Origin of the sequence: Paenibacillus sp. UNC496MF, from assembly GCF_900113915.1 — a bacterium.
Lineage (GTDB): Bacteria > Bacillota > Bacilli > Paenibacillales > Paenibacillaceae > Paenibacillus_Z > Paenibacillus_Z artemisiicola.
Genome location: NZ_FORE01000008.1, coordinates 112372 through 136384, shown reverse-complemented (window position 1 = coordinate 136384; position 24013 = coordinate 112372). Strand labels below are relative to the sequence as shown.

Sequence of the window (24013 nt, the reverse complement as noted above, 5' to 3'; positions counted from 1 at the left end):
GCAGTCGAGGATCCGCGTGGTTCGTGCTTTTTTGGGATTGAATGCAACGAGGCGACCGCGAGGCGTCGCGGAATGCCGGCTTTACCGGTCCCCTTCGCCGATGCCGCAGCCGTCGTCCGTGCACACCTGGCCGGTCTCGCTGTCCGTCGAGGACGGGTCGATGAAGATAAGCGGCTTCTCTTCCGCCCACGTCCGGTTCAGCACCTCGAGGAACACGTCGCTCGACTGCGCGCCCGCCACGGCGTATTTGCGGTTGATCACGTAGAACGGCACGCCGTTCGCGCCGAGCTGCGACGCTTCGCGGCATTCCGCCTCGACCTCCGCCCGCAGCTCGTCGCTCGTCAGGAGCGCCTCCGCCTCGTTCGGATCGAGGCCGATGTCCGCCGCGATGCCGGTCAGCGTCTCCAGCTCGCCGATATGCTTGGAATCGGTGAAATACGCCTTGAACAGCTGCTCCGCCGCCTCCGTCCGCTTGCCGTAGCGGCCGGCGAAATGAATGAGCCGGTGCGCGTCCAGCGAGTTCGCCGGGATGGCGCGCTCGAAATTATACGTCAGCCCGACCTCGGCCGCCTGCTTCACGAGATTCTCGTGCATGGCGACCGATTGCTCGCGGCTGATGCCGTACTTCTCCGCTACCAGGCCGTACGCGTCCTGCTCCGGATATTTCTCCGCGGCCGGGTTCAGCTGGAAGCTCTTGTACTCGACCTCGATTTCGTCTTTATGCGCGAACTGCTCGAGCCCCGCTTCGAACCGGCGCTTCCCGATGTAGCAGAACGGGCAAGCGATGTCGGACCACACTTCTACTTTCATATCGCACGCTCCATCGTCAATAATTATCGTCGCCTGCCTGTATTATACCCCCATCTTCCCGCAAGGTCGAATGTTTCGGCGCGAACCGGGCGAGGCGGCAGGAACGGCGCGCGGCGAAGCGAACTGTATACCCGATGCCCGGCATCGCAATCGAAGACGGAAAAGGGGAATGAACATGACGCTGCAGCTGTTCGGCAAGGCCGAAAGGCACCGGCTCGCCTGGACCAACGAACCGCCGCGCTGGCAATTCGCGGAGGGCGGGGGACTCCTCGTCGTAGCGCCGCCGAAAGCCGATTACTATCAGGACCCGGCCGGCATCCATATCGTCAGCTCCGCGCCGTTCCTGCACGCGGCCGCGGGATCCGACTTCGCGCTGACGACGCGGCTCGGCGCCGAGATGAAGCACCGCTACGATTCGGGCTGCCTCATGCTGCTGGCGGACGACCGGAACTGGGCGAAGCTGTGCTTCGAATACGACGGGCGCCGTCCGATCATCGTGTCCGTCGTGACGAAGGACGGCTCGTCCGATGACTGCAATTCCGAACCCGTCGGCGTCGAGCGCCCTTACCTGCGCATGACGCGCGCGGGCGATTGCGTTTCCTTCCATTGGTCGGCGGACGGCGAAGCCTGGACGCTCGTCCGCTACTTCGGCATGCGGCTGCCCGATGCGTGCCGTGCCGGCGTCGTCGCCCAGTCGCCGCAAGGGACGGGCTGCGCGGCGGCCTTCGACTTCTTGGCGCTGACCGAGCCCGGCGGCGGCAGCTAGAAGCGGCCGCCTGCCTTCGCGCCGGGCCTCTCCGTCGCGCGGCGCACGCCCGCTGCCGACGGCCGCCGCGCGTCGCGGATCTAGGCGCGCCATCAGGCGTCCACCGCCGCCGAGCGCCGACGCGGCCATGCCAAAAAAGAGCCGCCTCCGACGCTATACGTCGGAAGCGGCTCTTCGCCTTGCTTGTCCTCGCTTATCCGCGCAGGATCGACTCGATCGCGACGAGCTCCTCGTCCGCGAACGCCAGGTTGCCGAGCGCCGCGACGTTGTCCTCGATCTGCCCGACGCGGCTCGCGCCGATCAGCGCCGACGTCACGCGTCCGCCGCGGAGCACCCACGCGAGCGCCAGCTGCGCCAGCGATTGGCCGCGCTCCTGCGCGATTGCGTTCAGCTTCTGCAGCTTCGCCACGGCTTCCGGCGTGACCGCGGATTCCCGCAGCGCGCCCGTCTTGCTCGCCGCCCGGGAGTCGCCCGGAATGTCGCCGCCCAGGTACTTGTTCGTCAGCAGCCCTTGCGCCAGCGGGCAGAACGCGATGCTGCCGACGCCGTGCTCGTCCAGCACGTCCTGCAGGCCGTTCTCGATCCAGCGGTCGAACATATTATAGCTCGGCTGGTGGATAAGCAGCGGCGTGCCGAGGCGTTTCATGATGGCAATCGCTTCCGCCGTTTGTTCCGCGCTGTAGCTCGAGATGCCGACGTAGAGCGCCTTGCCGGAGCGGACGATCTGATCGAGCGCGCCCATCGTTTCTTCGAGCGGCGTCTCCGGATCGAAGCGGTGCGAATAGAAAATATCGACGTAATCCACGTTCATCCGCTTCAGGCTTTGATCCAGGCTCGCCGTCAAATATTTGCGCGAGCCCCATTCGCCGTACGGGCCAGGCCACATGTAATAGCCGGCCTTGGACGAAATGATCATTTCGTCGCGGTACGGTTTGAAGTCGGACGTCATCATGCGGCCGAACATTTCTTCCGCCGAACCGGCAGGCGGGCCGTAGTTGTTCGCCAGGTCGAAATGGGTGATGCCGAGGTCGAACGCCCGGCGAAGCATGGCCCGGCCGTTCTCGTACGTGTCCACGCCGCCGAAATTGTGCCAGAGTCCGAGCGAAATCGCCGGAAGCTTCAGGCCCGACCGGCCGACGCGGTTGTAGGTCATGGATGCGTAACGTTCCGGATGTGCTGCGTATACCACAACAATCTCTCCTTCGTTGATTCGATTTTAGAAAGCCTCTCTCATCTTACCGCAGCGCGCGGGCCGGCTCAAGCCTGCGCCGCCGCGAACACCGGCAGGGTGAAATAAGCGGCGTTCCGGTGCTCCCCCTTGCCGCCGGCGCCGTAGACCACGATAAGCAGCGTCTCCGCGTCGTTCGACGCCGTCCCCTCGGCGAGGTACCGGCGCAGATCGAACGGCAGCCGTTCGATCACGGCGTGCTTGTGCAGCTCTTTCTCGTTCAGGCCGAGCGCGGCGAAGGCGTCCGACACGTCCCCGGGACGATCGGCGAGCCGTTTCATCCAGCCGCTCCAGTCGTCCTTCGCCATGGCGAAGTCCCACCACACCTTGCGCGGCTTGTAGTTGTGGCCGAGGAAGTAATCCAGCTTCATGAGGCCGAGCGCGACGTCGAGCGACCACTCCCGCCCCTGCGCTTCCGCGCTTCGCGCGTACGCCTCCGAGAGAAACGCCCACAGCCGCGCGAACAGGTCCTCCAGCTGATGGCCGATCTTCTGCCAGCCCCGCGCCTCCCAGAAGTCGCCGAACAACTGGAAGAAGTCGAACGCCGACGGAAACGCCCGCTCGATCAGATACAGCAGCGCGTGATCCATCCGGTGCGCGTTCCAGTATTTCTCGAGCACGTCCTCGACCCGCTTGATGCGCACGATGTCCGCGAACGGCAGAATGTCGTTGCCGAGAATTTCGTACGGCGCGCGGTCCATGTAGACGTAGCCGTGCTTCTCCGCGTCGATGCGCATGCCGGTGCCGCGGAGCATCTTGAGGAAGCCGAGCTGCAGCTCCTCCGGGCGCAGCGCGAACACGTCGTTGAACGTGTTCCGGAACGAATCGTAATTCTCGTGCGGCAAGCCCGCGATCAAATCGAGATGCTGGTCGATCTTGCCGCTTTCCTTCACCTTCGTGACCGTGCGGGACAGCTTCGCGAAGTTCTGGCGGCGCTGCACCGCTTCGTTCGTCAGGTCGTTCGTCGACTGGACGCCGATTTCGAAGCGGAAGATGCCCGGCGGCGCGTGCTCCGCCAAATAATCCAGCACCTCCGGCCGCATGATGTCCGCCGTGATCTCGAACTGGAACACGCAGCCGCGGTGGTTCTCGATCAGGAACTTGAAGATTTCGAGCGCGTAATCGCGCTTGATGTTGAACGTCCGGTCGACGAATTTGATCAGCTTCGCGCCGGCGTCGATCAGGTACAGGATGTCGGACTTGGTCCGTTCCATGTCGAAGTAGCGGACGCCCACTTCGATGCTGGACAGGCAGAACTGGCAGCTGAACGGACAACCCCGGCTCGTCTCGAAATAGACGACGCGGCTGCCGAGGCTCGCGGCGTCCTCCGGAAACCGGTGCGGCGACGGCAAGGTGGCGAGATCCAGCTTCGGACGCGGCGGATTGACGATGATCTCGATTCTTCCGTCCGCGTGCTCCTTCCGGTAGGCGAGCCCGAAGACGAGATGGAATTTCCGGTCGCCGGACAGCTCCGTGAGCAGATGGTGGAACGTCTCCTCGCCTTCGCCGACGACGATATGGTCGACCTGGCGCAGCCGTTCCAGCCAGTGCGCCGTGTCGTAGCTCACCTCCGGGCCGCCGAGCACGATCCGCAGCTCCGGCTTGATTTTGCGCAGCATGTCGATGACGGTGATCGTCTCTTCGATGTTCCAAATATAGCAGGAGAAGCCCACGACGTCGGGCTCGCGCGCGAACAGATCCGCGACGATGTTCATGGCGGGATCCTTGATCGTGTATTCGGCGATGTCGATGTCGAAGTCTTTCTCGCTGTACGCTTTCAGGCAGCGAAGCGCCAGCGAGGTGTGTATGAATTTGGCGTTCAGCGTCGCCAGCACGACTTTCATGGGGGTCATTCCTATCTATTCGCGATTTCGATTCGTTCCTATTGTACCGAAATCGCCGCCAAAAAAGAAGAGCGGTCCGTTCGGACCGCCGCTTGCCGCAGCCGGTATCCGAACGGAACCGCTTCTTTCGCACGCGCGATTTACGCGTTCACGCGCACGATCGCCTTGTCTTTGCCTTGGTAGTCGATAACCGGGAAACGGACGCGCCACGTGCCGTCGCCGTTCGCCGTGACTTCGCCCGCGTCGAACCCGCGCGGCTCGAAGCTGAACGTCTGGTCGTAGTAGACCGTCAGCTGAATGTTCTCGTCCGGCAGCAGCTCGCGCAGTTTATAGCCGGTATCGATCGCCCAGTAACGCAGATCTTCGCTCGACGCGTGGCCGTACAGCATGTAGTACGCCGGATCGATGAGCGCCGTGATGACGAGCCAGCCGTCCGCGTCGCGCTTCGCTTCGAACTGCTTCAGCTCCGTCCCGCCCTGCGAGCTCGAGATGACCGCGAATTGATCTTCCATCAGCTCGCGGATCTCGTCCGTCGTCGCGCCTTTGAGGGAGTCCGGCAGCTTGCTCGGGAGGAACGCGATCTTGGCCGGCGGATTCTCCTCGATATCGTACAGCAGCGCCATGATGTTATAGGACGGCACCGCGAAATTCAAATCCGCCTGCGTATCGTCGATGCCGGCCGCCGTCAGGCCGACGAGCTGGCCGTACTCGTTGAACAGGCCGCCGCCGGAGCTGCCATGGTCGATCGGCACGCTGATCTGGTATTGATACGGGTCGCCGGCGGCGCCCGACAGGTTGCTGATCAAACCGTCCGACACCGTGTTCTGGATGCCCTGCGGGCTTCCGATCGCGACGACGTGGTCGCCCTTCTGCACGCCGAGGCCGATGTCGACCGGCGCGATGCCGAGCGGCGTCTTCGTCTTCAGAATCGCCAGATCGTCCTCCTCGCTGTAGCCGACGAGGCCCTGCAGCTCGATTTGGCGGCCGTTCAGCAGCGTCGCGGACGCTTTCGTAGCGTCGGCGACGACGTGGTAGTTGGTCAGGATTTCGTCCTCGGCGATGACGACGCCGCTGCCGAGTCCCTGGTCCGTCGTGATCATGACGACCTTGCCGTCGTTCTTCGCGACGATCTGCTTCGTCGTCAGCGCCTTCGGCTGGTTGGTTGCCTGCTCTTTCTCCCATTCGGCTTCCTTCTGCTGCTGAATCGCTTCGGCGGAGTTAATGCGCACGACATGCTTCGCCGCGTCGTACTTCACGTCCGCGCCGAGCGCTTCGGCGATGAACCGGAGCGGCACCATCGTCGCGCCCTTCACTTGCATCGGCGCTTCCGTCAGCGCGATCGTCTTGCCGTTCTTGACGGCCTTCTTCGCGCCGATCTGCAGGGAGATCGTCGTCGCCCCTTTGACGGCCAAAATCGTTTTGGTGCTTTCTTCCCATGTCACGTTGGCATGAAGCGCCTTGAATATCGCGCGCATCGGCACGAAGGTCGTGCCTTTGGACGCGACGGGAGACGGGCTCGGCGCCAGCTTCGCGCCGTCGACGTAGACCGAAGCCGCGGCGGTTTGCGCGGACGCCGCGGCGGCATGGCCGGGCGCTCCCAGCGCGACGGCCGGCGTCAGAACGAGCCCGGCGGCGAGTACGGACGAGAGCATGCGTTGCTTGAGGTTGACGTTCGAATTCACAGGGCGGTTCCTCCATAATCTCCTAATCTTGCGTTATTTTATGGTAGCACCGCAGCCCTACTTTGTCTATGAAATTAGGATGAATCTATTTAGAAGAATCCGCAAATAATAGCAGGCTTTTCCCGGCTGCGCAAACAGTCGCTTAGCCGGCTACTGCTGCTTGAATTCCGTGGGCGTCAGGCCGGTCTCCTCCTTGAAATTGCGGGAGAAATAATGGACGCTGGCATAGCCGAGGCGCTCGGCGATCGCTTCCATTTTCTCGCCGCTCAGCAAGTGGAATTTGGCTTTCCGGATGCGCTGCGAGATCAGGTACTGCTTCGGATTCTCGCCCGTGCATTTCCGGAACAGCGACGAGAAATAGATCGCGTGGTACCCGCACAGCGCCGCGAGCTCGGCCACGGTCCACTGCTTCTCCGGTTCCCGGTGGATCGCCTGCAGCGCGGGCTCGATTTTGCCGCGCTCCGCCGACTGCGGACGATCGGCCAGGCGGTGCCGCACGACGAGCAGCAGCAGCTCCGTCATGAGCGCGCGCAGCAGCATCGCAAAACCGGGCTGTTCGTTCATGTATTCTTTCACGATTCGCATCAAGGTCGGTTCGAGTCCCGGCACCGTCTGGAACGGCGGCAGCTCCAGCTCCTCCCCGCCGTCCAGCGCCAGCAGGTAGCGGCCGCGCGCGCTCGCCCCCAGCTCCGCCTCGTCCGTCATGACGATCGAGAACGCGGGATGCACCGGCACGGGCGACGCATGGCGCACATGAAAATGGATGCCGATGAAGACGGTGTCCTCCAGGATGGAGATGGCGTGCGGACAATCCGGCCCGTAGAGCGCGAATTCGCCAGGCCGAAGCGTGCGGACCTCGCCGCCGACGACGAGCTTGGCCCGACCGGACACGAGATAGAAGAGCTGATAGTCCGGAATGATCCGCGGACCGAACGTCGTCCCGGCCTCGGTGAAGGCATGGCTCGCGAAATTGACCGTCGGCTGCAGTTCTTCGAGCGCCCCGAGACGAATCTCCCCTTCGCGCTGCGTCATGGCGCCGCGCCTCCTTTCGGTTGATGCGCGGCTGGCGGGCCGGCGCTTCGTGGATGCGATGAGGATCTTAGAAAAGTGCAAAGCCCTGTTTCGTCCGTGCAAATACACCGCTTTCACGATGGCGTATGCTTAGCTCATCGGAAGGCAACGCCATCGAAAACGACGACTCAGGGAGGAAATACGCTATGTTAAGTCAAGCACAATTGAACGAATTTGAAAACAACGGATTTTTGAAAGGCGACGTCGTCTTGAGCGACGCGGAGGTCGAAGCGCTGCGCGAGGAGCTCGACAAGGTGATGGGCGGCGAGACGGTCAGGAAGCCGGTGCTGAACCGCAACATGCTGGAATCGGATTCCCCGTACGACAACATGAAGATGATCGCGAGCGAGAAGGTCGTGCAAATCGTCAACATTTGGATGGCGAGCGACCTGTTCCTGCAGCATGCCGGAAACGCTCGGATTTGCGAAGAGGTCGCCCAGCTCTGCCATACGGACTCGCTGCGCATCTGGCACGACCAAATCCAATACAAGCCGCCGGTGACGGGCGGACCGACGGCCTGGCACCAGGATCACCCGCTGTGGCCGATCATCCAGCCCGCCGACCTCGTCAGCGCCTGGGTCGCGCTGGACGACGCGGTCATCGAGAACGGCTGCATGTGGATGGTGCCGGGCAGCCACAAGTGGGGCAACCACCAGCGCTACCTGTCCAGCACGCCGGATTTCAAGCCGTATCACAAGCGTCCGGAGATGCTGCCGAACAACGCGGTCGTCGAAGCCGTGCCGTTCGAAATCAAGAAGGGCCAGGTCGGCTACCACCACTGCCTCACGTGGCACGGCAGCCCGCATAACCGCTCCGATCTGAAGCGCCGCGCGATCGCCGTTCACTACATGCCGGGCCATACGCGCTACGAGCCGGTCGGCGAGCACGCCATGCTGTCGTACGTCAACGTCCAGCCGGGCGAGCTGCTCGTCGGCGACCACTTCCCGGAAGTGTACAACAAACAGCGCGTCAGCATTTAAGCTTCTTGGAAGCATAAGCCTCCGTTCCCGCCATTAGGCGAGCCGGAGGCTATTTTTGTGCGCGGCGGAGCCGGCGGGGGTTCGGCGCGGGCTTAGAGCGGCGGAGGCGGGGGTCGAAGAAGCGCGGTCATGACGTAAGCGCGGTCCGTTTCGGGCGTAAAGCGGCAAGGGCGGCGCAAGGGGGGAGCCTGAGGCAGGCCGAGGATAGGGCGAAGGCAGGAAACGGAGGTAGGCCGAAGGTAGGCCCAAGATAGGATGTAGGTAGCCCTGATAATCGCGCTTGTACCTCCGTTTCCGCTCAACCTATCGTCCGCCTGCTCTTTCCGGACTCGGAACATCCCGAATCCCTCGAGCCGGCCGGAGTGCAACGCCCCCCGGGCTCGGCCGCAATCCGGCGCCTCGATGACTCTTCTCCCCTAAAATCATCCGCCGTCCCGCCGCATTCGCGTTTGTAAGCCCCCGCCGCTTTCGGTATAGTAGAAATCAGATTGCACGTATAGGAGCGCATGAACCCCATGGATAAGAACGTATCGCATACCCCCGGCGCCAAAAAAAACGGCGGCCCGGCGGCCCGCGGCAAGTCCGCGCCGCGCGGCGCCTCGGCCCGGGCGCACGGCAAGCCCGCGGGCCGGCCGCAGCCGGCCGGCAAACCGCCCGCGGCGCGGCAGCGCGGCCCGGCCAAACCCGCGGCGCAGCTCCGCGGTCCGGTCAAGCCCCCGGTCCGCGCCTACGAAGTGAACGAGCCGTCGGAGCTGCTCGCTTTCCTGCTGCAGCACGTCGCCGGCGAAGGCCGCAACGCCCTCAAATCGATGCTGAGCCGCGGCCAGGTCGCCGTCGACGGCACGCCGGTCAAGCTGTACAACCATGCCCTGCGGCCCGGCCAAACGGTCACCGTGTCCAAGGAACGCATCGCCGAGAAGCCGCCGCTGATCGGCCTGGCGATTTTGCACGAGGACGACGACGTCGTCGTCGTCGCGAAGGACGCGGGCCTGCTCTCCGTCTCGACCGGGCAGGAGAACGAGCTGACGGCGTACCGGCAGCTGACCGCGCATGTGCGCGCGGCCGATCCGAACAGCCGGATTTTCGTGCTGCACCGGCTCGACCGCGATACGTCCGGCGTCATGATGTTCGCGAAGAGCGAGCAGGTGCAGCAGAAGCTGCAGAACGCTTGGCAGGACGACGTGGAGGAGCGCACGTACGTCGCCCTCGTCGAAGGCAAGGTCAAAAAGCCGGAGGGCACGATTTCGTCGTACCTGAAGGAGACCAAGACGCTCAAGATGTATTCGACGAACAATCCGGAAGGCGCGCAGCACGCCGTCACGCACTACAAGCTGCTGCAAAGCGGCGCCCAGTTCTCCCTGCTCGAATTGTCGCTCGAAACCGGACGCAAAAACCAGATCCGCGTCCACATGGAGGACATCGGCCATCCGATCGTCGGCGACAAGAAGTACGGCGCCCGGTCGAAGGCGATCGGCCGGCTCGGCCTGCACGCCCGGGTTCTGGCGTTCAAGCATCCCCGGACGGGCGAGACGATGCGGTTCGAAACGCCGATTCCGAAAGCGTTCCTGCAGCCGTTCAAGGAGAGCGCCGGCCCGCGTTGAGCGGCCGGCCCGGTCCGGACGCGACGCGGCTGAGCCCGAATTCGGGAAGGCCGCGGCCCGGACGATTCCCATCCACCGCAAGGAGGTGCCCCCGTGTCCAAAGCCGACAACATGCTCGCCATCCTCTGGCTGCTCAAAGCAAACAAGCGCATGACGGCCAAGCAGTTGGCCGATGCGCTGGAAATGCATATTCGCACGGTTTACCGCTACATCGACGCGCTGTGCGCGAGCGGCGTGCCGATCGTGGCGGACTCCGGCCATAACGGGGGCTACAGCCTCCTGCCGCAGTTCAAGGAATCGCCGCTCTTCTTCGACCTCGAGGAGCAAAAGGCGCTCCTGCAGGCGGCCGTCTTCGCCCAGGAAGCCGGCTACCCGTACGGCGACGTGCTCCGGCAGGCGCTGACGAAGCTGAAGCGGTATACGAGCGAGGAGCAGCGGACCGCGATCGACCGCCATCTCGTCGGCTTCGACGTCATCAGCTCCGGTCCGGACGAAGGCATGGCGCCGCTGCTGCGGCAGCTCGAGGCGGCCGTCGCCGGGAACGGCACGATGCTGATCGAGCACCATAAAGGCGTCGGGCTCGAGCCGCAGCGGCGGCGCATCGACCCGTACGGCCTCGTGCATTGGAAGGGCAAATGGTACGTCGTCGCCCACTGCCATCTGCGGGAGGAAATCCGCAGCTTCCGCGTCGACCGCATCGTCTCGGCCGAGCCGACCGACGCGGCCTTCGAGCGGCCCGCGGACTTCTCCGCCCGCGGCTATCTGCTGCAATTCCTGAAGCCGTGGATCAGCGCCGACGGCGAGAAGCTGATCGCGGTCGGCGTGGAGGGCAAGCCGGAAACGTTGAACGCGCTCTGCGAAACGGGGCCGTTCGGCGATTCGCTCGTCGAGCGCGCGAAGGACCGGGCGCAGTTCATGTTCGAGGAGAACGCGATGCTCACCTACGTCCCCTACTACCTGCTCGGCTACGGCGCCAAGCTGACCGTTCTCGGCCCGCCCGAATTGAAGGCGCGCATGGCGAGCCTGGCCTTAGAGCTCCACGAGCATTACAACTCAGCGCTGTAACGAAACGCCTCCGCCCCCGCCGGCAAAGCCTTGGCTTCGCTGATACGCATCCAGTTGATCCGCCGGATTCAGGACGGCGCCGCCGTGGCACACTTCGAGCCGCGAAGGGCGAAGCTTGCGCACGATCTCGCTGCTGCGGACCGCTTCCGCCATGTCCGCCGTAAACATCGGCATCGGCTTGCGGAGGCGTCCGCCCTTGGACGTGAACAGATCGCCCGCCAGCATAACGCCGTCCGCCTCGTGGAAGTACACGACGTGGCCCGGCGAATGGCCCGGCGTCAAATGCGCGGACAGCCCGCCCACTCGGGCAAGCGTGCCGTCCGCGACCGCGGGCAGCGGATTCGCCAGCCCCGGCGCGACGGATTGCTGCGGCTTTTTGCGTCCCGGGTAGGCTAGCTTTCCTTCCATATACGGAATTTCGATCTCATGCGCATAGACGGTCACGTCCGGATAGCGTTCGGCCAACTTCTTGACCGCCCCCGTATGATCCCCGTGGCCGTGCGTCAGCACGATGCGCCGCAGCGGGAGGCCGAGCCGCTTCTCCGCGAATTCCGCGATTCCCTTCGTCATCATCGATATTCCCGCGTCCACCAGCGTAATGCCGTCCTTCTCCACGACCGCCCACACATGAATCGGAATAATGACCCACGTGCTCAAGCTCCACACATGCTCCGAAATCCGTTCGATTTTCATCCGTATCTCCGCCCTCTCTTCTTATTGCTTCATTTGTAACCACTGGTTACTAACCGTTGGTTATAATATAGAACAAATTCTTCCGGCTGTCAATGCTCAATTTCATGCGCCGTTTCATCCTGACCCGCCAGTGGGAATAATGACCGTAGAGGAAAGGAGCGAATCGCCCATGCATCGTTTTCATCGCTTCATTCGCATGCTGAATCCGGTTGCCTTCGCCGTCATGCTGACCTTCAACGCGCTGGCCGTATGGCTGCCGCTCAACGACCGGACGACCGGGGAATTATCGGACCGCCACCCCGTGCTGATCACGCCAGCCGGTTACGCTTTCGCCATCTGGTCGGTCATCTATGCGCTTCTGGCCGGGTTCGTCGTCTATCAGCTCTCGCCCGCCGGCCGTTCGCGGCCTTCCGCCGCGCGCATCGGACCTTGGTTCGCGGTCAGCTGTCTGCTGAACGCGGCCTGGATCGTCGTCTGGCACTACGAATTCGTCGCCGCGAGCGGCGGCGTCATGCTCGCGCTGCTGCTTGCGCTCATCGTCGTCTACCGCCGCGTCCGAAGCCGGCGCGGGACGCCGACCGCCGGCGAACGCTGGCTAGTCCGGCTGCCGTTCAGTCTCTATCTCGGCTGGATCAGCATCGCCGCGATCGTGAACTTCGCGGTCGTGATCGACGACGCCGGCTGGCGCGGCTTCCGGCTCGCGGGCAGCCCGTGGGCCTACATGCTTCTTGCGCTTGCCGCCGCGCTTGCGCTTACGGCCCTGCGGAGCAACGGGGACGGGACGTACGCGCTCGTCTTCGCATGGGCGTTCGCTGCCATCGCCGTCAAGCAAGCCGATCACCCGGCTATCGCAGCCGCATCCGGTACGGCTGCCCTCCTGCTTGCCATCGCGTCGCTCGCCGCGCTTCCCCGTTTGCGACATCGTTCGCCAAATTGAGGAATTGTAAAGATAGGCGAGCATCCCGTGGATTAGGGCCATGATTCGGCGGCAAACGGGATATTTTATAATTTTCTGAATATTTACAAAATTTACGTCAACCTGTACACTGAAGCCAGATCAAGCGGAACGGACGCTTCTCCCGCGGGGACGATGCTTTCGGGCTTGCTGATCTGACATCCACGTTCCGACGGAAGGGGATAGTCCATTGGAGACGGCAAGCGAAGCATGTTCCGATGCGGTCCCGCGAATGGCGCCATGCGGACGCGCGAAGACGAGGAGCATGCGGGGCCCGGCAGCAACGCTCGAACGGCGCCAAAGCAGCACAAAATCTGAAAAATGTGGAAGCGCATTTTAGAAACGGAGCGCGAAAGACAATTGAATAGGCGTAGAACGAAAGCATAGGGATTCCGGTTGTCATCCGACGAGCGGGATCCCTATTTGCGCGTTCTCCGCATGCGCCGGGCAGCCCGCGGATCCGTTTCGCGCGCCTAACCTAAGGACGGGTCTATCGCAACATATAGGCAAACGACGCTTGACTCCGACAATCGGATTAGATTACTATCTAATTAGATAATTATTAAATTTAATCGGCGATAAATTTGATGGCCGTCAAATTTAATGATTACCAAATTGAATGACCCCCGAATTCGATGAAAGCCAAACCACAGAAAGGCGGCGATCGCCATGATGCAGCTCGACAAACTCGTCAATTATCACAAAGCGCTGGCCGATCCGACCCGCGTCCGCATGCTGATCCTGCTGGCGGAAGGCGAGCTGACCGGCCAGGAGCTGGCGGAGAAGCTGTTCCTCTCCCCCGCCACGATCACGCATCACGCCGGGAAGCTTCGGGGCGTAAGCCTGATCCGCGAGCGGCGCGACAAGAACGCGATCTATTTCTCGCTGGACCGGTATTTCGTGAAGCAGTACGAAGGGGCGCTGCAGGCCATGCTGGCCAAACCGGCGGAAGCCGAGCCCGCGAAGGAGGCGGAACCGATGGACGAGAAGAACGAGAAGAACGAGAAGCTGAAGCAGTCCGTGCTGCGCAATTTCTTTACCGCGGACGGCAAGCTGAAGCATATTCCCGCCCAGCTGAAGAAGAAGCGGATCGTGCTGGAGCATCTGGCGGAGCGGCTGCAGGAGGGCCGCAGCTACACGGAGAAGGAATTGAACGCCTTCATCCAAGCGTATCATCCCGACTTCGCCACGATCCGGCGCGAATTCATCATGCACGCGTACCTGTACCGGGAGCGTGAAGTGTACGAACGCAACCCGCGCGAGATGTGGGAGCGCTGGGAGACGCTGGCGTAAGCGCGCGGGCGAAGAACGGGCAATCGGCCTACTGGAAGACGCGCAAAAAAAACACCCGGCAAGGCAATCGCCAAGGCAAAGGCCGGCGTCCGAAGCCTATTCGCCCCAGAGCCGCGATTTCGCAACCCAGACGCAATCGGCACGCAAAGAAGGCTGCATGAACCTCGTCGGTTCCATGCAGCCTTCTTGCGCCGTCCCGGCTTATTCGCCGGCGATGTTGTTTTCCTTCAGGATGACGTCGTGCGCGCCGCCCTCGACGATGCTGGTCGCGGAGACGAGCGTGATCCGCGCGTTGCGCTGGAGCTCCGGAATGGAGATGGAGCCGCAGTTGCACATCGTCGATTTGATCTTGTGCAGCGTCTTGCTCATGTTCTCCTGCAAGCCGCCCGCGTAAGGCACGTAGGAATCGACGCCCTCCTCGAACATGAGCCCCGCCTTGCCGCCGGTGTCGTACCGCTCCCAGTTGCGGGCGCGGTTGGAGCCTTCGCCCCAGAATTCCTTCACGAAATTGTTGCCGACCTTGAGCTTGCGCGTCGGGCTCTCGTCGAACCGCGCGAAGTAGCGGCCCATCATGACGAAGTCCGCGCCCATGGCGAGCGCCAGCGTGATGTGGTAATCGTGCACGATGCCGCCGTCGGAGCAGATCGGCACGTACACGCCGGTTTGCTCGTAGTACGCGTCGCGCGCCGCCGAGACTTCGATCAGCGCGGAGGCTTGTCCGCGGCCGATGCCCTTCTGTTCGCGCGTGATGCAGATGGAACCGCCGCCGATGCCGATCTTCACGAAGTCCGCGCCGGCGTCGACCAGGTATTGGAAGCCTTCCTTGTCGACGACGTTGCCGGCGCCGATCTTGACTTGCGGGAAGTTCGACTTGACGAATTCGATCGTATCCTTCTGCCATTCGGAATAGCCGTCCGAGGAGTCGATGACCAGCACGTCCACGCCCGCCGCCACGAGCGCCGGCACGCGGTCCCGGTAATCCTTCGTGTTGATGCCCGCGCCGACGATGTAGCTCTTGTTGGCGTCGAGCAGCTCCATCGGGTTCACTTTGTGCTCGTCGTAATCTTTGCGGAAGACCAGGTATTCCAGATTGCCTTCGTCGCCGACGACCGGCAGGCAGTTCAGCTTATGATCCCAGATCAGGTCGTTCGCTTCCGACAGCGTGATGCCGGATTTGCCGTATACCAGCTTCTCGAACGGCGTCATGAAATCGGCGACGGACTTGGACTGCGAATCCCGGCTGACCCGGTAGTCGCGGCCCGTCACGATGCCGAGCAGCTTGCCGTTCGGGGAACCGTCGTGCGTGATCGCCACGGTGGAATGGCCCGTCCGCTCTTTCAGCTCCAGCACGTCCTTCAGCGTATGGTCCGGCGTCAGGTTCGAACGGCTGACGACGAAGCCGGCTTTGTAGCTCTTCGCCTTGCGGACCATCTCCGCTTGGCTCTCGACGGATTGCGAGCCGAAGATGAACGAGATGCCGCCGCTGCGCGCCAGCGCCACGGCCATGCGATCGTCCGACACGGCCTGCATGACCGCCGACGAGAACGGAATGTTGAGCGAATACGCCGGCTGCTCGCCCTTCTTGAATTTCACGAGCGGGGTCTTGAGCGAAACGTTGGCCGGGTTGCACGCCTTCGTCGTCAGATTCGGCACCAGCAGAAATTCGCTGAAGGTGCGGGACGGTTCCATGTAATAATAAGCCAAAACAAAGTCGCCTCCTGGGATGATGGATTCCGGATAAATTTTTACAAGCATATCACAGCGCCCACGAACAAGCAATGGAAGTTATGTTAAACCTATTTGCCGGACGACGCGGCCGCTTCCGCCGCCTTCAGCAGCTCGATCGCCTTGTTCCGCTGCGGATCCTCGGTCTGGAATTTGGCCGTCAGCCGATCCAAAATCCGGTAGGCGGTCCGGTCGTTCGTCTCGCCGGTCGCCGGCAGCGACTCCTTCTGCTGGAAGGCGCGCACGGCAGCCTCCGTCGCCTCGTCGTAGATGCCCGACCCCGTCCCGGTGTCGTAGCCGATCGCCTGCAGCATTTTCTGCACGGTGACGACCTTGTCGCCGTAATCCCCGGCCTTCAGCTTAAGGCCGGCGTCGAGGCGCGGCAGCAGCGCGTAAGCCGGCGGCGCGACCGCCACGTTGGGCTCGATGCCCTTCTTGTGGATCCACTGCCCGTTCGGCGTCCGCCACTGCGCCTCCGTCAGCTTCAGCACGGAACCGTCCTTCAGCTGGTTGAAGTTTTGCACGATGCCCTTGCCGAACGTCTTCTCGCCGACGACCTGCGCGCCGGCCATATCCTTGAGCGCCGCGGTCAGCACCTCGGCGGAGCTGGCCGTGTGCCCGTCCACGAGAATCGCGATCGGCAGCGTCCACGGCTCCTTCTGGCTCGACGTATGCGTGAGCACCCGCTTCTCGTCCTTGTAGACGACCTGCACGATCGTCTTCCCTTTCGGCACGAACCGGTTCGCGATCTCGATCGTCGGGTTGAGCAGCCCGCCCGGATTGCCGCGCAGATCCAGCAGCAGCGCCTTCATGCCCTGCTTCTGCAGGCTTTGGACCGCCGCGTCGAATTCCTGCGCCGTCTTCTCCGCGAACCGGCTGATCGTGATCTCGCCCACGCCGTCCGCCTTCATCTCCGAGGAAACCGTCAGCACCGGCACGTCGCCGCGCTTGACGGAGACCGTCACCATGCCGCTGCGGCCGGGCCGCTGCACCTCGAGCTTGACCGTGGAGCCCGACTTGCCCTGCAGCTTGCTCTTCAGGTCGTCGAAGGTCAGGCCCTTGACGCTCTTGCCGTCGACCGTCTCGATGGCGTCCTCCTTCTCCAGCCCCGATTTCTCGGAAGGCGCTCCTTTAATGATATCGTCGATGATGAACGCGCCGTCCTCCTGCCGGATCTCCACGCCGATTCCTACGAAATGGTCCTCGTACGACTGCATGTAGGCCTCGCCCTTGTCCTCCGACAAATACACGGAATACGGATCCTGCAGCGAGCCGACCATCCCTTCCGCCGCTCCGTCGACGAGCGCCTTGGACTTCGCGCCGTCCAAATAATCGTTCATGATTTCCTTGTACGCGTACGATAAATTCCCGAACGCCTGATCCTTGATGATCGGATATTGCGCCAGCATGCTCAGCCGGCCGACGAAGAAGCCGCCCAAGAGCAAAATCGCCATGATCACGACGAGCGTCACTCGCCGCTGCTTCGCGGCGTTCTCACCGAACCTAATCATTCCCACACCTCTTCCGCAAATGAACCTGTTTCCTCACTCTATCGCATTCGGAGAGCCGCCGCAAGTTCGCGCCAACCCAGCCGAAAAAGACCCCTTCCGAGGCTTGCGGAGGGACGGCGCTGCCGTCGTTCCCGCGTGCTCGATAGGGGTCTTCGCTGCGTGTCATGCCGCTTCGCGGCGGCGCTGCAGCCCGGAGGACCGGATCTGCCGCCGATGCCGGCTTTACAGAGACGCCGTCTCCGTCGCGAGCTTGAGCCAGGCGCGTTCTTCGGCGCTCAGCGCGACCGGCAGCGCGTCGACGCTGTCCTTCAGCTCCGCCGGCGACTGCGGCCCGATGATCGCCGCGACCGGGAACGGCTGGTTCAGCACGTACGCCAGCGCGATTTGGTTTGCGGTGACGCCGTATTTCTCGGCGAGGACGCCGGCCCGGCGCTTGCGCTCCCAGTTCTCGTCGCTGTAGTAGACGCGGACCATGTCGGCGTCGCCGCGCTTGTCCGGGGCGCACCGGTCCGTGAAGAAGCCGCCGGATTGCGACGACCAGGACAGGATCGGCAGGCGGGACTGCTCGTGCCACGCCTCGTCCTCGGCCGTCGTCGACACGCAGCCCGCCCAGCGGGGTTCGATCGGACGGGCGAGTCCGAGGTTCGGGCTGCTGCAGCTGAACCCCGTCAAGCCGTGCTTCTCCGCGTAGGCGTTGGCCTCGCGGATGCGCGCGACGCTCCAGTTGGACGCGCCGATCGCCCGGCAGCGGCCGGCCGCCAGCTGGTCGTTCAAGCCTTCGAGGATGTAGCCCACGTGAACGTTGGGATCGTCGCGGTGCAGCAGGTAGACGTCCATATAGTCCGTAGCCAAGCGTTCCAGCGACTCGATGAGATCGTTCTGGATGCACGTCTTCGTCATGCGCGACTGCTCGTACGGATGCGCGCCTTTGCCGATCACGACGACGTCGGCGCGGTTGCCCCGCGCTTCCATCCATTTGCCGATGGCTTGCGCCGAGCTGACGCCGTAGATGTGGCCGGTGTCGATCGCGTTGCCGCCGGCGGCGGCGTAGGCGTCGAGCAGCCCGCCCGAGTAGTCCATGTCTTCGGCTTTCAGCATCATGGAGCCCTGGATCAGCTGCGTAATGCCTTGCGGGATGCCCGCGACTTCGATTCGTTTCATGGCGATTCGTTCTCCTTTGCGCCTGGAATTGATCTATATTGCTTATTATAGTAAAGGATTCCGCCGTGCCATATCGAAATATATTGCATGCGTTACCACGATATTGACGCTAACAACAACGCGTACGGGAGGCGATGCCGTGTTCCGCAACCATCTTACCCTGCCGCTGCAATCCCCCGGCCGCTTCTACTGCTTCCCGGAGTCGGCCGGCCATTACCTGCCCGACCCCGAGCACGAGGTCCGCCGCGACGCCGGCACGATGCAGGCGTTCAACCTGCATCTCGTGACCGCCGGCAGCGGCTTCGTCGAGCTGGACGGCCGGCGGCGGGAGCTGCGGGCGGGCGACTGCTTTCTGTATTTCCCCGGCGACCGGCAGGTCTATTACGCCCATCCCGATCATCCGTGGGCGATCAAGTGGATTCATTTCTACGGCAGCGGGATCGCGGCGGACTTGAAGGCGCGCGGCTTCCGCCGCGCCGTGCCGTGGCGGCCGCGCACGGCGGCGGAGCTGGAGGCCCGGTTCGACGAGCTGCTCGCCGAAATCGAGCGGCACAAGCTGCTTCATCCGAGCCGGGTCGCCATGCTGCTGTACGGCGTGCTCGCGGAATTCATCGAGCAGGCCGAGCCGTTGTCCGCGCCGGCCGCCGGTCCGCCGGCCGCCGCCGCGCGGCGCATCCTCGCCCTGCTGCCGGAGCTGCAGGCCGCCGCGGCCGAGCCGTTCGACCTCGACGCCTGGGCCGAGCGGGCGGGGACGAACCGCTATGCGTTTTGCCGCTGGTTCCGCCGCGCCGTCGGCCGGACGCCGCTGCAATTCGTCACGCTTTGCCGCATCCAGCGGGCCAAGGCGCTGCTCGTGGAACGGCCGGAGCTGAGCATCGGCGAGGTCGCCCGCCAGTCCGGCTACGAGACGGCCGGCTACTTCAACAAGCGGTTCCAGGAGAGCGAAAACATGACGCCGACCGCCTACCGGCAGCAGTTCGCGGGACGCCGCGCTTTACGAAGATAACGCTTGTTCCCGTCCCCGAATTCCGCTACAATCAAGGACAATGCAAGCCATAGAGAGAAGGAGCGGAGAGCATGACCTACAAACTGATTGCCATCGACATCGACGACACGCTGCTGACGGACGACATCGTCGTCACGCCGGGCACCAAGGCGGCGCTGGCGGCCGCGATCGAGCGCGGCGTCTTCGTCACGCTGGCCACGGGCCGGATGTTTCCGTCGGCGAAGAAGATCGCCAAGCAAATCGAGCTGAACGTGCCGATCATCACGTACCAGGGCTCCATGGTGAAGACGCTGCTCGACGAGCAGGTGCTGTACGAACGGTACGTGCCGGAAGACGCGGCCCGGGAGCTGTACGCCTTTTGCAAAGCGAACGGCCTTCATCTGCAGCTGTACATCGACGATATCTTGTACGTGCAGGAGGACAACGATAAAGCCCGCGCCTATTCCGCGCTGTCGAACATTCCGTTCGCGGTGGAGCCCGACTTCGAGTCGCTGCTGGCCAAACCGTCGGCGAAAATGCTCATGATCGACGATCCCGCCCGTCTGGACGAGGTGGCGGAGCAGCTGGCTCCTCTGATCGGCGACCGCGCGCACATCACGAAGTCCAAGCCGCATTACCTGGAAGTGACGAACAAGGAAGGCACGAAGGGCCACGCGATCGCGTTCATGGCCGAGCACATCGGCTGCACGCTGGACGAGGTCATCGCCATCGGGGATTCCTGGAACGACCACGAGATGATCGAAGCCGCCGGCCTCGGCGTCGCGATGGGCAACGCCCTGCCGAAGCTGAAGGAAATCGCGCAGTACGTCACGAAGTCGAACAACGAAGAGGGCGTCAAGCACGTCATCGACAAATTCATCCTGCAAACGGTGTAAACGCGAAGAGCTGCAGCCTCCGGTCCGAACGGACGGGGCTTGCAGCTCTTTTTTGCGCTGCGCGCCGCGGACGGCGGCGGCGGCTTATACCGTGAAATAGGTCCACGCCGACAGGAGCAGCGACGCGGCGACCATGGCCGCGAGCGCCTTCAGCACCCCGCCGCCGAGCTTGCGCAGGTCGACGTTCAAGCCAAGCCCGACCATCGCCATCGTGAGCAGGAACGTCGTCGCGACGGTCAAAGCGTTCACCGCGCCCGGCGCCGCTTGCAGCACCTGATGGCCGAACGCGCTGCTGCCGAGCAGGCTCATGGCCGCGAAGCCGAGCAGGAACCACGGGAACGGCAGCGGCGTCTTCGCTTCGCCGCCGCGCGCCGCGGCGCCGCCGCGGCGCAGTCGCCGCTGCACGTACACGATCGCGAGGCAGACCGGCACGAGCAGGAACACGCGCCCGAGCTTGGCGAGCAGCGCCAGCGCCAGCGCGTCCTGGCCCGCCGGCGACGCGGCGAGCGCGGCGTGCGCGATCTCGTGCAGGCTCGAGCCGGACCAGACGCCGTACTGCGCGTCGGTCAGGCCGAGCAGCGGGCGAAGCAGCGTATACGCGACGGCGAACGCCGTGCCGACCAGCGCGATCAGGCCGGCGCCGACCGCGGTGTCCTCCTCCTTCGCGCGCAGAATCGGCGAGACGGCCGCGATCGCCGCCGCGCCGCAAATGCCCGTGCCGATGCCGAGCAGCAGCGACAGCCGCAGGTCCGCGCGCAGCCATCTCGCGAACAGCATCGTGCAGCCGACGGCGAACAGCACGACGGCCGCGTCCCGGGCCAGCAGTCCGAGGCCTTCCTCGTAGATCGCGACGACGTTCAGCTTGAGGCCGTAGAGGATGATGGCCAGCCGCAGCAGATGCTTGCTCGCGAACTGGATGCCGGCCTTCTGCCGCATGGGGTAGCCCCGCGCCTGCCGGTAGACGACCGCGAGCAGGATGGCGCAGGCCATTTGGCCGGCGTAGCGAAAGCCCGGCAGAAGCGCCAAGCCGCAGCCGGCCGCCGCGATCAGCAGCGTGAACGCGAGGCCGCCGAGCCGCAGCCGGCAGGCGCGAAGCAGCGCGAGGGAAAAACCGGGCGGCCGTTTCAGGGAGTAAGGAATCGACATGTCTGTACCGCCTCCGTACGTTTGGGATGGTTCCCATTATACCGACCGCTCTTCGATAAGAGAAATCAATCCTTATGATGAATCGAATCAAGATTCGTTATGCGATGCGCCCTAACGGACTCGTTACCGTTTTGTTACGATCATCCGGCGGGCAAGCGTTTATAGTAGAAGTAGACTCATTCAGGAGGGATCCCATGAAGAACCATACTCATAACCGCCCCGTCAAAACGATGACCGCCGCCGTCCTCGGCTCCGCGCTCCTTCTCTCGGCTTCCGCGCCGTTCGCGTTCGCCGCGGAAGCGGGCCAATCGCCGGCAGCCGCTCCGGTCGCCGTCGTCGCGCAGGCGAACGGCGCCGTGCAGATGACGACGACCGTCATCAAAAAATCGACGGACCAGCTCGAGACCGATCTCGAAATTCCGGTCCTCAAAGGCATGAAAGACGCCGCCTACCAAAACGCGCTGAACGCGAACATCGCGGCGCGCGCGAAAGCGGCCGCGGACGCGATCGCCAAGCAGGCAGCCGACGACTATGCCGCCAATGACGGCTCGTACGCGTTCCGCCCATACGGCGTTACCGTCAAAGCCGAGCTGATCTCGAACGGAAGCGCGGCCGCGAACGGCGTCCTCTCGTTCCGCGTCCTGACGTATACGTACACGGGCGGCGCGCACGGCGGCACGCTCGCGGAGACGTACAACGTCCGCAACGAGGCGAAGGCAACGCCGATCAAGCTGAAGGACCTCTTCGGCGCGAACTACAAGAGCGTCGTCAACCGCGCGGTGCAAGCGGAGATGAACGCGCGCCCGGACGATTTCTTCGCCGACCAGTTCAAATCGATCGCCGATAATCAGGCGTTCTATATCAAAAACGGCGTCGCCTACGTCATCTTCCAGCAATACGAGATCGCGCCGTATGCCGCCGGCATGCCGGAAGTCGCGGTCGCGATTCCGGACGGCGGCGCGGCCGTGCCCGCGGGCGCGGTCAAGCTGCCGGTCGTGGCGAACGGCCAGAACGTGAAGGCCGTCCTGTACGCCGCCCCGGGCGATACCGTCATGGCGCCGCTGCGTTCGGTCGCCTCCGCGCTCGGCTACACGGTCAGCTACGACGCGCGCACGCATCAGACCAAGGCGACCAAGGGCAACGACTGGGCGAAAGTAACGGCCAACCTGAACCGCTATGGCTTCAAAGACATGGCGCCCTTCACGCTCGGCGCCGCGCCGGCGACGAGGAACGGCACGCTCTACGTGCCCCTGGATTTCTTCGCGCGGGTGCTGCACGCCGACCTGGCGTACACGAAGCAAGCCATTATCCTGACGTCCGCGCCGGCGAACTAACGCGAGGGGATTCCCTTTTTAGCCGTAGCCGCATACCATCGCCCGCCGCCCCGCGCGGCGGCGGGCAAGCCAGCATGAACAAGGCCCTGCCGCTTCCATCGAAGCGGTCAGGGCCTTTGTTTCGGTAGGGCGCGGCGTGCGTCAGATACCCGCCAGAATTTGGTACCAAATGCCTTTCGGCGAGTAGAGCGTATTGCGGACTTCCGCCCAGCCGCCCAGGTACGAGATATCGAACAGCCCCGGCGGCGTGACGAATCGGTCCTTGACCTCCTCCATGACGGAGGCGTTCACGGGACGGAAGCCGTACTTGGCGAGCAACCGCTGGGCGTCCGGGCTGTGCAGGTAAGCCAGGAACGCCTCCGCGACCTTGCGCGTGCCGTGCTTGTCGACGTTCTTGTCGACGACCGCCGCGGGGTTCTCGATCAGGATCGTCGAGGACGGAATCACTTCCTCGTACGGAACGCCCTGCATCTTCCGGCCCAGCAATTCGTTCTCGTAGGTAACGATTACGTCGCCGAAGCCGTATTCGAACGCCGCCATGGAGGCGCGGCCGCTCTTGTCGAGCGACTCGACGTTCCGGTGGATGCGCTCCAGAAACGCCTTGGCGTACGCCGGATCCTTCTTGCCCGTCTTCGCCTCGGATTCCTTCAAGCCCGCGCCGTACATCGCGTTGATGTCCCATTGCGCGCCGCCGGACGTCTTCGGGTTCGGATAGAGCACCTTGACGCCTTTGCGGGTCAGATCGTCCCAGTCCTTGATCCCCTTCGGATTCCCTTCGCGGGTGCCCATGACGGCGATCGACCGCGTGATCATGCCGGCGTCGCCGAACTGCTTGCGCCAGTCGGCCGTGATGAAGCCGGCCTTTTGGATTTTGTCGATGTCGCTTTCCATCGCGAGCACGGCCACGTCCGCCTCGAACCCGCCGGCGATGGCGCGCGCCTGCGTGCCGGAGGCCTCGTACGATTCCTGGAACGTCACCGTCTGCCCCGTCTCGGCCTTCCACTGCTTCGCGAACGCGGGCAGCAGCTCCGCGAACGAGTCCTTCGCGACGGAATACGCGCCGATGACGAGCGTCACGCCGCCTTTGGGCGCCGTCTGCGCGCCGCCGTCCGCCGCGCCTTCCGCGCCGCCGTCCTTCCCGCAGGCCGCCGTCAGGAGAAGCGTCAGCGCGAGAAGCGCCGTACCCGCAATCCGCCATCCTTTGAGTAGGGTAGGTTTCATTGTGCACACAACACTTTCTGTTCGGCAAGCGAGTCGCCAAGATGGG

20 protein-coding genes are annotated in these 24013 nt (G+C 63.7%); 9 read left to right on the top strand and 11 right to left on the bottom strand.

All coding sequences use genetic code 11. From position 1 onward, the window contains the following. Nucleotides 1–81 precede the first annotated feature (81 nt). Nucleotides 82–810, bottom strand: a complete 729-nt coding sequence (locus BMZ79_RS14565; protein WP_090641241.1) for a DsbA family oxidoreductase — start codon at nucleotides 808–810, stop codon at nucleotides 82–84. Between the two features lie 175 nt (nucleotides 811–985). Here BMZ79_RS14565 and BMZ79_RS14560 point away from each other — a divergent pair, with 175 nt between their 5' ends. Next, nucleotides 986–1576, top strand: a complete 591-nt coding sequence (locus tag BMZ79_RS14560) for a DUF1349 domain-containing protein (protein ID WP_090641571.1) — start codon at nucleotides 986–988, stop codon at nucleotides 1574–1576. 193 nt (nucleotides 1577–1769) lie between these two features. On the opposite strand, the gene mgrA is transcribed toward BMZ79_RS14560, so the two are convergent. The 4 genes from mgrA to BMZ79_RS14540 form a co-directional block, all read right to left on the bottom strand. Then, the gene (mgrA, locus tag BMZ79_RS14555) at nucleotides 1770–2765 is read right to left on the bottom strand and encodes an L-glyceraldehyde 3-phosphate reductase (protein WP_090641240.1); all 996 of its coding nucleotides are present in this window, start codon (nucleotides 2763–2765) and stop codon (nucleotides 1770–1772) included. Between the two features lie 68 nt (nucleotides 2766–2833). Further along, nucleotides 2834–4648, bottom strand: a complete 1815-nt coding sequence (locus BMZ79_RS14550) for a B12-binding domain-containing radical SAM protein (protein WP_090641239.1) — start codon at nucleotides 4646–4648, stop codon at nucleotides 2834–2836. A 140-nt stretch (nucleotides 4649–4788) separates the two neighbouring features. After that, entirely contained in the window at nucleotides 4789–6330 is a 1542-nt protein-coding gene (locus BMZ79_RS14545) for a stalk domain-containing protein (protein WP_090641238.1), read from the bottom strand. Between the two features lie 150 nt (nucleotides 6331–6480). After that, nucleotides 6481–7362: an AraC family transcriptional regulator gene (locus tag BMZ79_RS14540; protein ID WP_090641237.1), complete on the bottom strand. Its 882-nt coding sequence runs from the start codon at nucleotides 7360–7362 to the stop codon at nucleotides 6481–6483. Nucleotides 7363–7547: 185 nt separating this feature from the next. Here BMZ79_RS14540 and BMZ79_RS14535 point away from each other — a divergent pair, with 185 nt between their 5' ends. The 3 genes from BMZ79_RS14535 (at nucleotide 7548) to BMZ79_RS14525 (ending at nucleotide 11047) form a co-directional block, all read left to right on the top strand. Then, nucleotides 7548–8381 carry a phytanoyl-CoA dioxygenase family protein gene (locus tag BMZ79_RS14535; protein WP_090641236.1) on the top strand — a complete coding sequence of 278 codons (834 nt, stop codon included), beginning with the start codon at nucleotides 7548–7550 and terminating at the stop codon, nucleotides 8379–8381. Nucleotides 8382–8896: 515 nt separating this feature from the next. Then, nucleotides 8897–9982 carry an RluA family pseudouridine synthase gene (locus BMZ79_RS14530; RefSeq protein WP_090641235.1) on the top strand — a complete coding sequence of 362 codons (1086 nt, stop codon included), beginning with the start codon at nucleotides 8897–8899 and terminating at the stop codon, nucleotides 9980–9982. Nucleotides 9983–10075: 93 nt separating this feature from the next. Beyond that, nucleotides 10076–11047 (top strand): helix-turn-helix transcriptional regulator, encoded by a 972-nt coding sequence (locus BMZ79_RS14525; protein ID WP_090641233.1) that lies wholly within the window; start codon nucleotides 10076–10078, stop codon nucleotides 11045–11047. On the opposite strand, the gene BMZ79_RS14520 is transcribed toward BMZ79_RS14525, so the two are convergent. Further along, on the bottom strand, nucleotides 11036–11740 hold the full coding sequence (locus tag BMZ79_RS14520; protein ID WP_090641232.1) for an MBL fold metallo-hydrolase: 705 nt from the start codon (nucleotides 11738–11740) through the stop codon (nucleotides 11036–11038). The genes BMZ79_RS14525 and BMZ79_RS14520 overlap by 12 nt on opposite strands. 169 nt (nucleotides 11741–11909) lie before the next feature. On the opposite strand from BMZ79_RS14520, the gene BMZ79_RS14515 reads away from it, so the two are divergent. Further along, the gene (locus BMZ79_RS14515) at nucleotides 11910–12677 is read left to right on the top strand and encodes a tryptophan-rich sensory protein (protein ID WP_256252743.1); all 768 of its coding nucleotides are present in this window, start codon (nucleotides 11910–11912) and stop codon (nucleotides 12675–12677) included. 690 nt (nucleotides 12678–13367) lie between these two features. Further along, nucleotides 13368–13988, top strand: coding sequence for a DUF2087 domain-containing protein (locus BMZ79_RS14510; RefSeq protein WP_090641568.1), 621 nt, complete (start codon nucleotides 13368–13370; stop codon nucleotides 13986–13988). 201 nt (nucleotides 13989–14189) lie between these two features. Here the strand turns inward: BMZ79_RS14510 and BMZ79_RS14505 are convergent, their stop codons facing one another. From BMZ79_RS14505 to BMZ79_RS14495, 3 genes are all read right to left on the bottom strand, one after another. Beyond that, the gene (locus BMZ79_RS14505) at nucleotides 14190–15692 is read right to left on the bottom strand and encodes an IMP dehydrogenase (protein ID WP_090641231.1); all 1503 of its coding nucleotides are present in this window, start codon (nucleotides 15690–15692) and stop codon (nucleotides 14190–14192) included. 92 nt (nucleotides 15693–15784) lie between these two features. Beyond that, the gene (locus BMZ79_RS14500; protein WP_090641230.1) at nucleotides 15785–17224 is read right to left on the bottom strand and encodes a S41 family peptidase; all 1440 of its coding nucleotides are present in this window, start codon (nucleotides 17222–17224) and stop codon (nucleotides 15785–15787) included. A 222-nt stretch (nucleotides 17225–17446) separates the two neighbouring features. Further along, nucleotides 17447–18385, bottom strand: coding sequence for an aldo/keto reductase (locus BMZ79_RS14495; protein WP_090641229.1), 939 nt, complete (start codon nucleotides 18383–18385; stop codon nucleotides 17447–17449). A 139-nt stretch (nucleotides 18386–18524) separates the two neighbouring features. On the opposite strand from BMZ79_RS14495, the gene BMZ79_RS33610 reads away from it, so the two are divergent. Next, the gene (locus tag BMZ79_RS33610) at nucleotides 18525–19391 is read left to right on the top strand and encodes an AraC family transcriptional regulator (RefSeq protein ID WP_177222147.1); all 867 of its coding nucleotides are present in this window, start codon (nucleotides 18525–18527) and stop codon (nucleotides 19389–19391) included. A 71-nt stretch (nucleotides 19392–19462) separates the two neighbouring features. Then, on the top strand, nucleotides 19463–20266 hold the full coding sequence (locus BMZ79_RS14480; RefSeq protein WP_090641227.1) for a Cof-type HAD-IIB family hydrolase: 804 nt from the start codon (nucleotides 19463–19465) through the stop codon (nucleotides 20264–20266). Nucleotides 20267–20350: 84 nt separating this feature from the next. Here BMZ79_RS14480 and BMZ79_RS14475 read toward each other — a convergent pair whose 3' ends face one another. Continuing rightward, nucleotides 20351–21412 carry a YeiH family protein gene (locus BMZ79_RS14475; protein ID WP_090641226.1) on the bottom strand — a complete coding sequence of 354 codons (1062 nt, stop codon included), beginning with the start codon at nucleotides 21410–21412 and terminating at the stop codon, nucleotides 20351–20353. Between the two features lie 194 nt (nucleotides 21413–21606). Between BMZ79_RS14475 and BMZ79_RS14470 the strand changes: the two genes are divergently transcribed. Beyond that, nucleotides 21607–22746, top strand: a complete 1140-nt coding sequence (locus BMZ79_RS14470; RefSeq protein ID WP_177222146.1) for a PdaC/SigV domain-containing protein — start codon at nucleotides 21607–21609, stop codon at nucleotides 22744–22746. Between the two features lie 141 nt (nucleotides 22747–22887). Here BMZ79_RS14470 and BMZ79_RS14465 read toward each other — a convergent pair whose 3' ends face one another. After that, the gene (locus BMZ79_RS14465; protein ID WP_090641224.1) at nucleotides 22888–23967 is read right to left on the bottom strand and encodes a sulfate ABC transporter substrate-binding protein; all 1080 of its coding nucleotides are present in this window, start codon (nucleotides 23965–23967) and stop codon (nucleotides 22888–22890) included. Nucleotides 23968–24013 lie beyond the last annotated feature (46 nt).